The organism is Corynebacterium sp. KPL2830 (genome assembly GCF_040225635.1).
Classification (GTDB): Bacteria; Actinomycetota; Actinomycetes; order Mycobacteriales; family Mycobacteriaceae; genus Corynebacterium.
The window spans coordinates 13288-26469 of record NZ_JBEHFR010000017.1 but is presented as its reverse complement, the minus strand read 5'-3'; the positions used below and the strand labels follow the sequence as shown (position 1 = coordinate 26469).

Sequence of the window (13182 nt, the reverse complement as noted above, 5' to 3'; positions counted from 1 at the left end):
GGCGGCATGCTTGAGGTTGCAATTTCTGGCGAGTCCATCAAATTGGGTCAGTTTATTAAACTGGCCAGCTTGGTCGGCACCGGTGGTGAAGCCAAGGAACTTATCGCAGAAGGCGCGGTGACGGTCAACGGTGAGACCGAAACCCGCCGCGGCGCCACGCTGCAGATTGGCGATGAGGTGTGCATTGAAGGCACCTGCGCGCGCGTGGGCGAGCCCGACGATGATGATGACTATTTTGATGAAGCCACCGCAGATGATGACTTTGATCCGGAAAAGTGGAGGAATCTATAAATGCCCGCATTTGAAGCCGAAGTAGGCATGCCCTACTGGATCGATCTGACCACCTCGGATCCGCGCAAGTCCGCCCACTTTTATGAGCAGGTCTTGGGCTGGGAAATCTCGGCCGAGACCCAGGAGGACAACCCCTATCAGATGGCGCGCCTGCAGGGCCTGCCCATCGCCGGCCTCATCCCGCAGCCGGACGAGGCACCCATGCCGGATACGTGGGTGACCTACTTCCTCTCCAAGGACATCGACGGCGATTGCCAGCGCACGGAGAACCTGGGCGGGCGCATCCTCGCCGCGCCCCAGCCCGTGCAGCTGGGGCACATGGCCCTGCTTGCCGATGCCGCCGGTGGCATGTTCGGCCTCATCCAGCCCTCCGGCCCAGAGCACTTCGTTGCCGGTGGCGAACCCGGCACCCCGGTATGGCACGAACTGACCGCCACGACGCGATTCCGGCAGGCCATGGACTTTTATGGAGAGCTATTCAACTGGGAGATTCGTGCCATGGAGTCTGAGGACGAGAACTTCATTTACGCCACCGCGGAAGAAGACGGCGCCCCGTTCGCGGGCCTGTGGAATGCCGAAGGCCAGTTCCCACCCCAGGTGCCAAGCTTCTGGCAGACCTACCTAGGGGTGCGCGATATCGATGCAGCCGCCAAGAAAGCGGTAGAGCTTGGTGGTGAAATCATCCGCGAGCCGTGGGACTCCCCCTTCGGGCGCATGTGCCTGCTCGCGGATTCCACCGGCGCGACCGTCACCCTGACTGAGGTCGAAGACGCGCCCGAGGATGAGCCCAGCGAATCCGATGACGTGCTCAACCCCACCAGGGGCTAAGTGGCAGGCAAGAGGCGTTTTATGTCAGACTCCTCTGATTTGGCACAGCGCGTGCTAGCCATCGTGGCCGTTATCCCGCCCGGCAATGTGTCCTCCTACGGGGAGGTGGCAAAACTCGCCGGGTGCGGGGCCCGCAATGTCGGCACCGTGATGAATAGGCACGGTGGTAACGCCGCCTGGTGGCGCGTGGTCCGCGCCAATGGCGCCTCCCACGATCCCGTTCGTGCGGAAGAATACTGGGACCGCGAGGGCATCGAGCATTCTCACGGGCGCGTCGCCATGCATAAGCACGGCATGGATGCGCGGGACCTAGCGGTATTGATGCGATAGATAGTGCAGTAGGAAAACTTTTTGCAGTTATAGACTGCGGTGCGGCACCTCTCCAGCTACGCTATATGCGTTATGAAAAAATTAGCTATTGGTTCTCTCGTTACCGCACTTTCCTTCGTGACCATTCCCGCTGCCCAAGCGGTCAGCCTCGATCCCCAATCCGTGCCTGATCGTACGCAGATCACCGTTAGGCACGATTCCGGCGCCACCGTCTCTACCGCCAATAGCCACGAGTCCCGCCCGGCGCTATCCTTGAGCAAGCTCTACCTGGGATATTGGGTGCTCAAGTATGGTTCTGCCGCCGATAAGGCCCAAGTGGAAAATATGATTCGCTATAGCGACGATAATGTGGCAAGGGAGCTAGACCGCCGCTACCCGCAGGCCATTCCCAGCATCATCCAGGAATTCGGGCTGAGCGAGACTCACTACACCGGCTACTGGGGAACCACGCAGACCTCGAGCGAAGATGTCGCGCGGTTTACTGCCGAGATCCAGCACGATCCCGTAGCGGCGCCCATTTTCGCGGGAATGGCTACCGCAGCTCCCGTGGCCGCGGATGGATACCGACAGGATTTCGGCACCGACCACATTCCCGGAGTATGGGGCACCAAATTCGGTTGGTCCGATGACCGCACCATCCACGCCTCCGTATCTACTGGGCATGGGTTTACCGTAGCCGCCAACACCTACGGCGATGCGCAGACCCATACCGCTGATGTCACGCGCGGCGTCAACAATGCCCCAGGCGGCGGATCCAGTGAGGCCATCGGCGCGCGCATCGAAAACGGCCTCAACCTGCCAGAACCTGCGCAGCAGGCGCTTCGCGATGCCACCCGCACCGCGGCCGATCTTGAGCGCCAAGCGTGCGCGAACGCTAATCAAGCCCTGGCGCAGGTAAGCCAAGTTCGGGTGTGCCAATAAGCGGCGAGGGACTGGCCGTTAGATCAGGTTCCAGACGGTCACGGCCATGATGACAAGTCCCATGCCAAAGACGAAGTAATTCCAGATGTCGTTTTTGAACTGGGAATAGTCATCGACCTTTTTAAACATGTAGACCGGCACCAGATAGACCAAGAATGCCACGAAGATGCCACCAACTACTGAAATCATGTCCATGATGGAGGGGTTGAAGACGGCTACGAGGGTCGTTGCCACGAATACGATGACATAAATGATGTTGAGCAGCGCGCGGCGCGAGAGCTTATTGGCCATGCGGGGAACGGCAATGCGCAGGAGGTACTCCGTGCCTTCCTCGGAACCAAGCATGTGTCCAAAGTAGGAAGAAATGATCGCACACATGGTAATAAGCGGTGCCATATATCCAATGAACGGCGTGCCCGTGACGTTGGCGAAATAAGACAGCACCGGGATGTTCTGATCGACGGCCTCGCTCAAACCGTCCGCGCCGAGCGCGAGGACGCAGGACCAGACGAAGAACATGGTAAATACCACGAGCATTGCGGCGGTGTAGAGCTCCACACGAGAGACAAACTTCTCCGTCTTTTTGCCGTAGGCCGGCTGCACGTCAACGGAGAACTGAGATAGCGCGGCCATGTGGGAAAAGGAAAAGACCAGCACCGGCAGGATAAGCAGGATGCCCTTAAGGATTCCCCAGATACCGCCTTCGTATTCAACGTTGAGGAAGCTTTCGAAATCCCACTTGGGGATCAAATAAATGGAGGTTGCCGCCAGGGCGACGATAAGCGGGTAGACCAGCATCTGGGCCAGCCACAGCATGGGGCGGCGGCCGATGGCAAAAAGGCCCGTCATAACGCCCACGCAGGCAATGGACAATATCCACCGATTGATGCTTGGCCCCCCGAGCTGGTTGACGATGAAGCTATCGACCACATTGGTAATGCTGATGCCATAAATGAGCACTGTTGGCACGATGGCCAGCCAATACAAGACGGCGATGAAAAGGCCGCTATTGCGGCCAAGGTAGTAGCGCACCAGCTCTAGGACGTCTTTCCCGTGTTGTTCTTGTGGTGCGCCGCTGACTATGCGGGCGTAGGTCCGGTGGGAAAAATACACCAGCGGGAAGATGAACACGGTGGCGAAGACGAGCGGCCAAAATCCGAAGGCGCCGGCGTTGAGCGGCAAGAAGAGGATGCCGGCACCAACACCGGTGCCAAAAAGCGCGATGACCCAAGACAGGGCGGAGCCCACTGCCTTCTGCCGGTTGGCTTCCTCTGCGGAATTTGTCGGAGCTGCCCCCTCGGTACTTTCCGTGCTGTCATCCGTGCGGGACTCGTGGGTTGGGGCATTCATGAAGGTCCTCAGTCCTTAAAGTGGAGGATAGGTGGCAAAAGCGCCTTGTAGAGAGTGTAGCGAAGCTCACCACCACCATGTGCCTTAAACCACAGATTTTTGCGGCCGGGGGAGTCTCAGGATGCTTAGGCGTCCAAAGCAAGCGCGTTTCTCCGAAAATCGAGGGAAATTTTGGCGGAATGCGGTTGTTTTGGACATTTTGGGGAAACAAGCACGCTTGGGGCTAGCGAGTGAAGACGAGCGCGTCCTCCGCAGTGCTGTGGCTGTAGCTGTCATCGTTGTGTGCGTAGTTATTGCCGCGCAGGATGAGCCAGATGCTCAGCGGGTACAAGATGATTGCCACGGAGAGGGCTTGGATGACGGCCGCGGTATCGGAATCGTGCAGGTAATTCCAACCAAAGTGCAGGAGGAAGGATACCGCGAGGCAGCCGAGTGCCACGCCGATGCGCCACCAGAGAGGCTTGGCCGCCGCGTAGAGGGCCCAGCCGATGCCCCAACCGGCGAGCGCCGTGAGCAAGACGTGCAGGCCAGGGCCAGCGATAAGGCGCAAGCCCCACATCTGCATGAGCCCCGCAAAATCGCTATCCGGGTGAGTGGTAGCGCCCATTGAGCCATAGAGGATATTTTCGTTGGCCTCAAAGCCCAGGCCAACGACGGCGCCGACCATCCACCCGTGCCAGGGGCGGTTGAGTTGGCGGAAGGACATCAGGACGAATAAAACGCCGGTGGCCTTGGAAATCTCTTCGGGATAGGCACCGCTCCATGACATAAAGGAATCGACCCACCCAGAATTGATGGCGAGCTGCATGACCGGGGTAGAGCTTATAGATGCCAAGCTAATAGCCATGCCGGAGCCCCATAAAAAGGCAAGCGGTGCCCATACGCGCGCCGGGCGCGCCCACATAGGGCTCAGGCGCAATAGTGCGATGACTATTGCAACAAGGATCGCCGCAATGAGGATGCTGATAATGCCCATCAGCGGTGAGATCAATAGGGTGATGACCGTCTGGGAGATAAAACCGATAAGGCCCAGACCGGAGAAAATCCACAGCGCGGTGCGAAAAAGCTTAGACATTTAAACCAAGGCCTTTCCAGAAAACTCCTCGATATCAGCAGTGACTTCTTCTGGTAGTTCGTCTTGCCCGAAGGCTTTCCAGAGGCGTTCAGTGGTTGTGCGCGTTGCGGCGGATTCCCCGGTGACGGTGACCACCCAGTCCTTATTCTCGTCCGCACCGGTGCCGTTGATGGAGATGGCGGCGGTGGAGGAGGGGGCATCGGCAAGCGCGAGGGCACCATCTTTTCCTTCATAGACCTCGCCCTCTGGAAGGCCTGGAGCCATGCCATAGGCCCGGACCATGCGGCGCAGGGTGTGCTCATCGTCGTCGGTATCTTCCACGATGACCGCCTGTACGGAGGTGTCACCGCAGGTCCAGCCAACGCTGGCCAGCGAAGTATAGTCGCGCTCGCAGTACAGATCGGACACGGTAATATCCCAGTCCTGGCTGGGATCAGACAGGGTTACCTGCTCCACATCGGCGGGGTGTGGTGGTAGCACCGCGTGGACGATGGCGGGCAAGGCAAGCACCACCGTCACGAAGGCGATGACGGCAATAAATAGGCTGCGCGGCCGGGCTGGTGGAAAGCGGAATTTTTCCATAGTCCATACCTTAACTGGAAGGTTTGGCCTACAGTGGCAACCATGAAAGATCTTTATCAATTAGTCAACGGACCTTGGGTAGAAAATCACGTTGTCCCAGATGATCGCGGTGTGGATGGCACCTTCCATGCACTGCGCGATGAAGCAGAAGAATTGGTTCATGACATCGTCAAAGACAACGATGGCCGCCCCGGCAAGCTGTATGCGTCCTTCATGGATACAGAGGGCGTGAATCGCGCCGGCATGGCCCCGCTGGATGCGGACCTTGACCGTCTGAGCGCTGCCGACCCCACGGAATTGGCGCACCGCTTGGGCGAGCTCGAGCGCGAGGGCGTGGGGGCGCCGGCGACGTTCTGGGTGGAAAAGGACTCCGGCTCGGAAGAGGCCGTTGCCTATATCGTGCAATCCGGCTTGGGCCTGCCGGATGAGGCCTACTATCGCGAAGAAGCGCACGCGGAAACGCTGGCCGCCTACGAAAAGCACGTGGCGGAGATGCTGGGCTTTATCGAGCCCACCCGCCTGTTTGGCCTCGGCACCGAGGTTGCAGCCGAGCGCATCGTGGGCTTAGAAAAAGAGCTGGCGGCGGGCCACTGGGACGTGGTTTCTACCCGCGATGCGGTAAAGACCAATAACCCGTGCGAGTTTTCTGAGCTGCCCTCCATCACCCAAGCCTTGCTCGCCGGCGGAAAGCTGCCGGAGCACCGCGTGGTGAATATGATGCCGTCCTACCTGGAGCACCTGGAAAAGCTCTTTACCGCTGACCGCATGGCCGATTGGCAGCTGTGGGCCACCTGGCACATCCTGCGCTCCCGCGCGGCCCTCTTGCCGGAGGAAGTAGGCGCCAAGAACTTCGAGTTCTACGGCACTCGGCTTTCTGGTGCTACCCAGCAGCGTGACCGCTGGAAGCGCGCGGTGGGCTTGGCAGAAAGCCTGGTAGGAGAGGAAATTGGCAAGGAGTTCGTGGACGCGCACTTCCCAGAATCCTCCAAGCGCGAAATGGATGAGCTGGTGGACTACCTCATCGCCGCCTACCGCGAGCGCATTTCCCAACTGGAGTGGATGACCCCGCAGACCCGCGAGCGCGCCCTAGAAAAGCTCTCCCAGTTCAAGGCCAAGATTGGTTTCCCCGATACCTGGCGCGACTACTCCGGGCTGGAAATTTCTGACCAGGGCGCAGATCTGATTGCCAGTGCCCGCGCCGGGTCCGCCTTTTCCCACGACTATGAACTGACAAAGATTGGCAAGCCCGCCAACCGCGATGAGTGGGTCACCACCCCGCAGACCGTCAATGCCTTCTACAACCCGGTGGTCAATGACATTACCTTCCCAGCCGCCATCCTGCGCCCGCCGTTCTATAACCCGGATGCGGATGCCGCTGAGAACTTCGGTGCCATTGGTTCTGTCATCGGGCACGAAATTGGCCATGGTTTCGATGACCAGGGCTCGCAATTCGACGGCCAGGGCAACCTGAACTCCTGGTGGTCCGATGAGGATCGCGCGGATTTCGAGGCGCTTACGGCAAAGCTGGTGGAGCAATTCGATGGCCAGGTGCCTACGGTGCTAAAGGATGCTGGCACCGAATCTTCCGGCGTCAACGGCAAGTTCACCTTGGGTGAAAACATTGGTGACCTGGGCGGACTGGGCATTTCCGTGGTGGCCTACAAGAATTATTGCGCCGATAAGGGCATTGACCTACTGGGCCAAGAAGAGGAATTTGAGGTCGACGGTGCCGAGCCGGAATTGGCCGAGCATACCTACAACGGCCTGCAGCGCTTCTTCTTGTCTTGGGCCCGCGTCTGGCGCACGGCCATCCGCCCGGAGATGGCGACCCAGTACCTGGCCATTGACCCGCACTCGCCCGCGGAGTTCCGTTGCAACCTCATCGCCGCGAATATCGCCGAGTTCTACGAGGCCTTCGACGTAGACAAAGACTCCGCGATGTACTTGGCCCCTGAGGACCGCGTCACCATCTGGTAAATCGGTTCTCCCCCGAGCCCACCTTGTGCGCATCATGTGCACGCGTAGGCTCGGGGATATGACTGATGCACACGATAAAGATCCGCACCGGCCACTAGAGCCCGGCCAAGAATGGCGCATCGGCGGGCAAGACCGCCAGATGAGCGAGGAAGAACAGCTAGAGCAGCTGGTTTCTTATATCGACGCCCATTATGAGACGCCGGATTTCCGCCCGCCCTGGGCCGGCGGTGGCTCGCCGGAGGCGGACCACTATTGCGCACTGTTGCCCGACCGCATCACCCACGCCGCCATGATGGTTTTGGGTACCGGTGTTAATCACGCGCTTCCGGGTACGGCGTTTACGGATGGCATTACCGTAGACTCCACCGAGGTCGGCGCCATTTTCCGCCCATCCGAACCCACCGGCCGGTGGGCAGTATCGCTGCACTCTGGCGGCTGGTGGCGCGGCGATGGGAAGGCGCTGGAAATGCAGTGGCGCCCCGAGGTTGCCGCCGCCGCGCAGCTTTCCGGCACCACGATCATTGACGTTGATTATCCGCTCGCGCCGGAGCACACGGTCAAAGACATGGTCGCGGCGGTCAACCGCGCCATTGATTACGCCCGCGAGCAGGGCGCCTCCCACGTCACCACGTGGGGATATTCTTCCGGCGGTGCGTTAGCAGCACTTGCGGCTGCCGATGCCCTCTTGCTCACCTTCCCCGATTTCGGCGCCCTGGCCAACCTGCCGGAGGATTACCGCGTGGGCTATGAGCTGCCTAAACAATTCCCTGAGACCTTCGTGCAGACCGCGACCGAGGATGAGATAGCCGATCGCGTCCACATCCCCCAAGCTAAAGAGCGCGATTATGTCTCAACCCACCGCGTATCCACCCCGGCCGTGGCACGCCAGCGGGTGCAGGATGCAGCCGAATTTTTGCGCGGTGAGCTGGCGCAATAGATTAGGGCTCCATTATTTCAGCGATAATCGGGAACTCATGCCAATAAGGCTGCGACTAGTGAGCCATGAAGACTACAACTCATGGTGCGCTATCGCGCCTGCATAAGTTTGTCGGCGTGATCGTCGCGCCGTTCCTCATTGTTGCCGCGCTCAGTGGCTTTTTTACGCGCTCGCGCCCACCCTTGAGCAGTGGGTGTACCACGATGAAATCACCGCCACCGCGCAGGGCAGCCCGCGCAGCTTGGATGAACAGATCGCCGCGGCGCAGCGCCAACACCCCGGCGCCGCGGTGGCCGCGGTGGAGGCGTCTGAAGATCCGGAAGAGACCACCCGCGTGCTGTTCACGGATCCAGATGCCAAGAGCCCCAGCTACACCCACGCCGTATTCGTCGATCCAGTGGACCTGCGCATTACCGGCGAAGAACAACAATACGGCGGTTCGCGGGCGCTGCCGCTGCGCACGTGGTTGTCCAACGGCCACCGCACCTTGTGGTTGGGCGAGCCCGGCCGCATCTATGCGGAGCTCGCCGCCTCCTGGCTCGGTGCACTGACGATCGCCGGTGTCTATCTCTGGCTCAAGCGCAGGAAGAAAAGCCAGAAGAAAAACAATAAGGTGCTGCGGATACACGCCCGCTTGGGCAGCTGGTTGCTGCCCGGGTTCCTATTCCTCACCATTACCGGCTTGACCTGGTCGATGGTTGCCGGAAGCAATATTGGCAAGGTGCGCGAGGAGCTCAACTGGAAGGAACCATCCGTGGCAACTTCTGTGGCAGAAGCCGGCACCGGTGCCGGTGTCCATGCCGGGCACGCGGGACACGCGGGTCACGAAGGCCACGAGGGTCATGCTGGACATAGCGGCGGTGAGGCCGTAGACAACGACGTGCTCGAGGGCGCGCAGACGGCCTTGTCCACCGCCCGCAGCGAGGGGCTTACCGGGGTGCTGCGGATGACCCCGCCGGAGCAAGCCGGCGATGCCTGGACGGTGCGCGAGGGGCGCGCGGCATACAAGCTGCGTAGCGATGCCGTAGCGGTCACCGCAGATGGCCGTGTCATCGACCGCATCAATTCGGCGGATTGGCCTCTCGCCGCCCGGCTGACCTCCTGGCTTATCCAATTGCACATGGGCACCCTCTTCGGCATCTACAGCCAGGTGGCCTTGGCCGCGCTGGCGCTGGGCCTTCTCGTCATCAGCATCGCCGGGCTGTGGATGTGGTGGAATAAGCCGCGCCGCCGCCTCCCCGAGCTAAAAATAACCCCCGTCGTGGTGGCAGGGGTTGTGATCTACTCGATCATTGCGCCGCTATTTGGAGCCTCGCTGCTCCTCTTCTTCGCCGGCGATTGGCTGGTACGCCGGCTGCGGCCCCAGTCCCGATCCCGGTCCCGGTCCGGCTCTCAGTCCGGAACGGGCCGCAGCAACGGGGCCAGTGGGCCTACTGCTCGCCTTCTGGCCGGATCTTCATCTCGGATTCTTTCCACAGTCCAGAACGAGTAACGTCCTCATAATCGATCTCTGCGTTGGCTGGGGTATTGCCCTGTGAATCGGTACGCAATTCGTACTTTTCAATGGCGCCCCAGTCGCGGGCCCAATCGTTATTGAGGTAGCTCGGGATTTCGTAGGAGTAGTTCACCGCTTCCGCAGTGGACATGGCACCGCCGCCTGAGAAGGATTGGAAATCCGTCAGGGAGGTTTGCGCCGCCGCATCTGGGAGGATGCGATACTCCGGAATCTCGGTTACGCCGGCGTAGTGGTCAAAGGTGCGCTGGCAGGGGAACTGCAGAGCCACCGCCCAGTCCAAGAGCGCGGGCTTTTCCGCAGGGAACTGGTTATTGATGCTGTCTAGTTCCGGCACGCGCGGCGGGGTGAAGGCTAGCCAGTCATCTTCATCGGTGGAATCGTCCTCGGCCACTAGCCGTACGACATTGGCTTCTTCCGGCAATTCATCCATGGGCAGGCGCAGGTTGCGCCACTTGGGGGTGGCGCCGACATCGGAAAGCTCTTTTTCTCCCTTATCGGTGACCTTGCCATCCTCATCGATGGTGCCGTATTCCAAGGTGAGCTCCATGCCCTCTTGTTCCACATCATTGACATCGTGGTGATAAATCTTGCCCGCGGCGCTGACAGCCAGAACCGGGGTATTTTCCGTGGTCTCCGGCAGGTGATACCACTTCGTGGTTACCTGGGACAGCGACTCTTGGCTTTCGGTGTAGGAGCCCAAGACTGGCACGCTGGTGTAGTCCAAGTTGAAGGGTAGGTGCATGGTCGAGCCATTGACGCCCTTCGTGCCGCGGACACCGCCTTCAGACGTATCGGTGCTTTCTGAAGCCTTCTTCCCAGCGCGGCGGGTCTCCTGCGAATCATCAGAAGAATCCCCGCCGGATTCCTTATTCGTCCCAGCGGTGGCATCGTCTTGGCTGGTGGAGTCGGAATCTTGGGAGCTATCTCCAATGGCACCCACAGAAGCAGAATCCTGATCCTCAGGCTCGATGGATTCGGGGATATTATTCGGCCCGAATCCGTTGCTGGTTTCATCCTTGTCTACCAAGGAATCGCCTAAGTCACCATCCACTGGGGTGAGGAAGGAGTCATTGGTATTGGTTTCTACCAAGGTTTCATTGGCCAGCGAGCAGGTATCACCGCGCAAGGATGCTAGGTTGCCCTTGCCCACTGAGTAGGAATCCGCCTGGGCGACGGTGGCCTTGGCAAAAGAAGCCATCGAAAAAGCCACCACAATGGCGCAGGCTACCGCGATGGGCGCGGACATGATGCCGGCCGAGCGCGATACCTTCGCGGCGGCTTCTTGCTTGAATTCTTTTTCCGTGCCCTCCTCTTGGGCCTGCAATTTGCGATGGCTGTGGCGCAAGGATTGCACCACGCCGACCGCGAGGACGACCAAGGAGATGGCGAGCAGGATCGAGTTGGCCTCAATGCCCTTGAACTGCACTGTGCGGTCCCACCATGGGATGCCGAAGGAGGATACGTACCACCAAGCATTCCAACCCGCGAAGGAGATGGCGAGCAAGAAGAGCACCGCGGCGATGCTAAAGGTGCGGGCGCGCGGGGAGCGCAACGCAAACCTGGATAGCACTACGGCAGCCAGCGCAGCGATCACCCCGGCGACACCGGCATAGATACCAAAGTGGTGCGTCCACTTGGTCGGGGTGAACATGAGGAAGAACATCGACAGCGCGACGATGATGAGCAGGCGCTGGGTGGGGCCGACTGCGGCACCAATAACGCGGCGATCCTTGATAAACGCAGCCAGGATGAGCACCAAGCAAAACAGCATGGTGAGTACGGCGAAGCGGCGGGTCAGCGAACCATCCACGGATTCTTGGAAGAGCGTGGAATAACGGGCGTATTCGGCATACCACGGCAGCGACGGGCCGACCTCCGAGCGCACCCGGGTGGATTCAGCGACGCTGGCCAAGGTCTGATCTCCAAAGGCAGCGACGATGATGGCAGTGCCGGAAGCCAAAAATGGGGCAACCAAGCTAAGCCAACCGGTAGCGCCACCGCCCATGGCGGGCACGCGCGCGGCCATGGCACGGAAAAGGTGCGGCAGGCTCACGAGGAATACGCCAACCGCAAAAAGGCCAGTGGGGCCGGCGGCGAGCGTAATCGTGGCAGCGATGGTGCCTACGGCTGCCGGCAGCAACCGGTGGGTGGCAATGGCGCGCTCAAAGGATGCCCACGTCACCATCACGCCTAGGGCCACGATCGGCTCTGGGCGGGTGCCGTTGTTATACGGCAGCCAGAAGGCTAGGAACATCAGTGCGGCGGTCCAGTGGCTGACGCGGCGGGCATCGACGATGTCCCCAAAGCGCGGCAGCATTTCCCGCGAAAGAATGAACCAGATAATGAGCCCCGAAATTAGTCCGGGCAGGCGGACGAAGACCGACGCCGTGGAAATCTGCGATAGTAGCGCGACGAGGTCATAGTACGGTGAGCCGAATGGCGCCTCCGGCACGCCGTACCACCGGTAGTAGTTGGCCATGTACGTGGCGTTATCGAAGACGCGGCTCATAGAGAAGATGAAGCCATCGTCAGAGGTATTGGCACCGAAGATGTACCAGAGGCCCAAGACGGCGGCGACGACGCCATCGAGGGGGCGAATCTTCTTCCACGTCTCTGGCATGAAGCGCAGCTTTTGCCCATCAAGGCGGTCAATGCGCCACAGGCAGAACAGCGAGACAATCACCATAGCGACGCCGAGCCACATCGCGATGGACTTAATCAGCGAGGGAGAAGAAGTAAACCGCGAGTTGATATCGACGTGGATATTCAGCCCGTCATCGACCAAGTTCTGCACATTGGCATCATCTTTAAGCTCGGTATACACACCGGTGACCTGCGGGCGCAGGTCATCTTCGGTGGTCTTTTTGTGTTTGCCGACGCTGACGGTGGTGCCGTCACCGGTGGCGGAGATGTGCAGCTGGGCGTCATCGGAAAGCTGCGCTACTTCTTTAGCGCTTAAGGTCAGTAGGACCTCATCGAGCGAGACCACAGACAAGCCGTCATCGCCGGAACGGACAAATAGGCCGCGGTTCGATGCCTTCTTAGACTCGGGTGGGACGGTGCTGTAGACCATGTTTTGGCCATCGCGGAGCTCATCCACCGCGGACATGGGGATGGTGGCCTCCAAGTTTTCCGGCGCCACGGAGATAAGCGGTGCATTGATAGATTGCAGCGAATCATTCTGCGGCCAATCAAAGGAAGACTGGGTTTGGTTCACTGGCAATAGCGGGGTGGCTATAAAACACAGGAAACCAATTAACCCGGCGATGATCGCGGTCCAGCGCAACCCGGCAGGGGCTGTGGCGATACTTAGCCCGGAGGGGCGTGCTTCTTTCGATTTCGTTTTAAGGCTATCTGACACGGCGATTAGTGTAC

Annotated in this window: 11 protein-coding genes; 7 read left to right on the top strand and 4 right to left on the bottom strand. The window is 60.0% G+C overall.

Translation table 11 applies throughout. The features are described from left to right. The first annotated feature begins 6 nt into the window (after positions 1-6). The 4 genes from ABRP87_RS07240 to ABRP87_RS07225 all read left to right on the top strand — a co-directional run bounded on the left by ABRP87_RS07240 (position 7) and on the right by ABRP87_RS07225 (position 2370). The gene (locus ABRP87_RS07240) at positions 7-291 is read left to right on the top strand and encodes an RNA-binding S4 domain-containing protein (RefSeq protein WP_005276256.1); all 285 of its coding nucleotides are present in this window, start codon (positions 7-9) and stop codon (positions 289-291) included. Next, entirely contained in the window at positions 292-1119 is an 828-nt protein-coding gene (locus ABRP87_RS07235; protein WP_349862180.1) for a VOC family protein, read from the top strand. A gap of 21 nt (positions 1120-1140) precedes the next feature. Further along, positions 1141-1449 (top strand): MGMT family protein, encoded by a 309-nt coding sequence (locus tag ABRP87_RS07230; RefSeq protein ID WP_349868201.1) that lies wholly within the window; start codon positions 1141-1143, stop codon positions 1447-1449. Positions 1450-1521: 72 nt separating this feature from the next. Further along, positions 1522-2370: a hypothetical protein gene (locus ABRP87_RS07225; RefSeq protein ID WP_349862178.1), complete on the top strand. Its 849-nt coding sequence runs from the start codon at positions 1522-1524 to the stop codon at positions 2368-2370. 18 nt (positions 2371-2388) lie between these two features. On the opposite strand, the gene ABRP87_RS07220 is transcribed toward ABRP87_RS07225, so the two are convergent. From ABRP87_RS07220 to ABRP87_RS07210, 3 genes are all read right to left on the bottom strand, one after another. Next, positions 2389-3720: an SLC5/6 family protein gene (locus tag ABRP87_RS07220; protein ID WP_349862177.1), complete on the bottom strand. Its 1332-nt coding sequence runs from the start codon at positions 3718-3720 to the stop codon at positions 2389-2391. Positions 3721-3943: 223 nt separating this feature from the next. Further along, positions 3944-4795 carry a PrsW family intramembrane metalloprotease gene (locus ABRP87_RS07215; RefSeq protein WP_349862176.1) on the bottom strand — a complete coding sequence of 284 codons (852 nt, stop codon included), beginning with the start codon at positions 4793-4795 and terminating at the stop codon, positions 3944-3946. After that, on the bottom strand, positions 4796-5377 hold the full coding sequence (locus ABRP87_RS07210; RefSeq protein WP_349862175.1) for a hypothetical protein: 582 nt from the start codon (positions 5375-5377) through the stop codon (positions 4796-4798). Between the two features lie 42 nt (positions 5378-5419). Between ABRP87_RS07210 and ABRP87_RS07205 the strand changes: the two genes are divergently transcribed. The 3 genes from ABRP87_RS07205 to ABRP87_RS07195 all read left to right on the top strand — a co-directional run bounded on the left by ABRP87_RS07205 (position 5420) and on the right by ABRP87_RS07195 (position 9783). Further along, the gene (locus ABRP87_RS07205; RefSeq protein ID WP_349868199.1) at positions 5420-7354 is read left to right on the top strand and encodes a M13 family metallopeptidase; all 1935 of its coding nucleotides are present in this window, start codon (positions 5420-5422) and stop codon (positions 7352-7354) included. Positions 7355-7412: 58 nt separating this feature from the next. After that, complete coding sequence (locus tag ABRP87_RS07200) at positions 7413-8291, top strand: alpha/beta hydrolase (protein WP_349868198.1); 879 nt, start codon at positions 7413-7415, stop codon at positions 8289-8291. Positions 8292-8484: 193 nt separating this feature from the next. After that, positions 8485-9783, top strand: a complete 1299-nt coding sequence (locus ABRP87_RS07195) for a PepSY-associated TM helix domain-containing protein (protein WP_349868197.1) — start codon at positions 8485-8487, stop codon at positions 9781-9783. On the opposite strand, the gene ABRP87_RS07190 is transcribed toward ABRP87_RS07195, so the two are convergent. Next, on the bottom strand, positions 9722-13168 hold the full coding sequence (locus tag ABRP87_RS07190; protein ID WP_349868196.1) for an arabinosyltransferase domain-containing protein: 3447 nt from the start codon (positions 13166-13168) through the stop codon (positions 9722-9724). The genes ABRP87_RS07195 and ABRP87_RS07190 overlap by 62 nt on opposite strands. Positions 13169-13182: the final 14 nt, after the last annotated feature.

What these genes read in the sequence shown, in the direction of transcription:
- ABRP87_RS07240 (WP_005276256.1), top strand. Translation starts at nt 7, where the DNA reads ATGCTTGAGGTTGCAATTTCTGGCGAGTCCATCAAATTGGGTCAGTTT.
- ABRP87_RS07235 (WP_349862180.1), top strand. Translation starts at nt 292, where the DNA reads ATGCCCGCATTTGAAGCCGAAGTAGGCATGCCCTACTGGATCGATCTG.
- ABRP87_RS07230 (WP_349868201.1), top strand. Translation starts at nt 1,141, where the DNA reads ATGTCAGACTCCTCTGATTTGGCACAGCGCGTGCTAGCCATCGTGGCC.
- ABRP87_RS07225 (WP_349862178.1), top strand. Translation starts at nt 1,522, where the DNA reads ATGAAAAAATTAGCTATTGGTTCTCTCGTTACCGCACTTTCCTTCGTG.
- ABRP87_RS07220 (WP_349862177.1), bottom strand. Translation starts at nt 3,720, where the DNA reads ATGAATGCCCCAACCCACGAGTCCCGCACGGATGACAGCACGGAAAGT.
- ABRP87_RS07215 (WP_349862176.1), bottom strand. Translation starts at nt 4,795, where the DNA reads ATGTCTAAGCTTTTTCGCACCGCGCTGTGGATTTTCTCCGGTCTGGGC.
- ABRP87_RS07210 (WP_349862175.1), bottom strand. Translation starts at nt 5,377, where the DNA reads ATGGAAAAATTCCGCTTTCCACCAGCCCGGCCGCGCAGCCTATTTATT.
- ABRP87_RS07205 (WP_349868199.1), top strand. Translation starts at nt 5,420, where the DNA reads ATGAAAGATCTTTATCAATTAGTCAACGGACCTTGGGTAGAAAATCAC.
- ABRP87_RS07200 (WP_349868198.1), top strand. Translation starts at nt 7,413, where the DNA reads ATGACTGATGCACACGATAAAGATCCGCACCGGCCACTAGAGCCCGGC.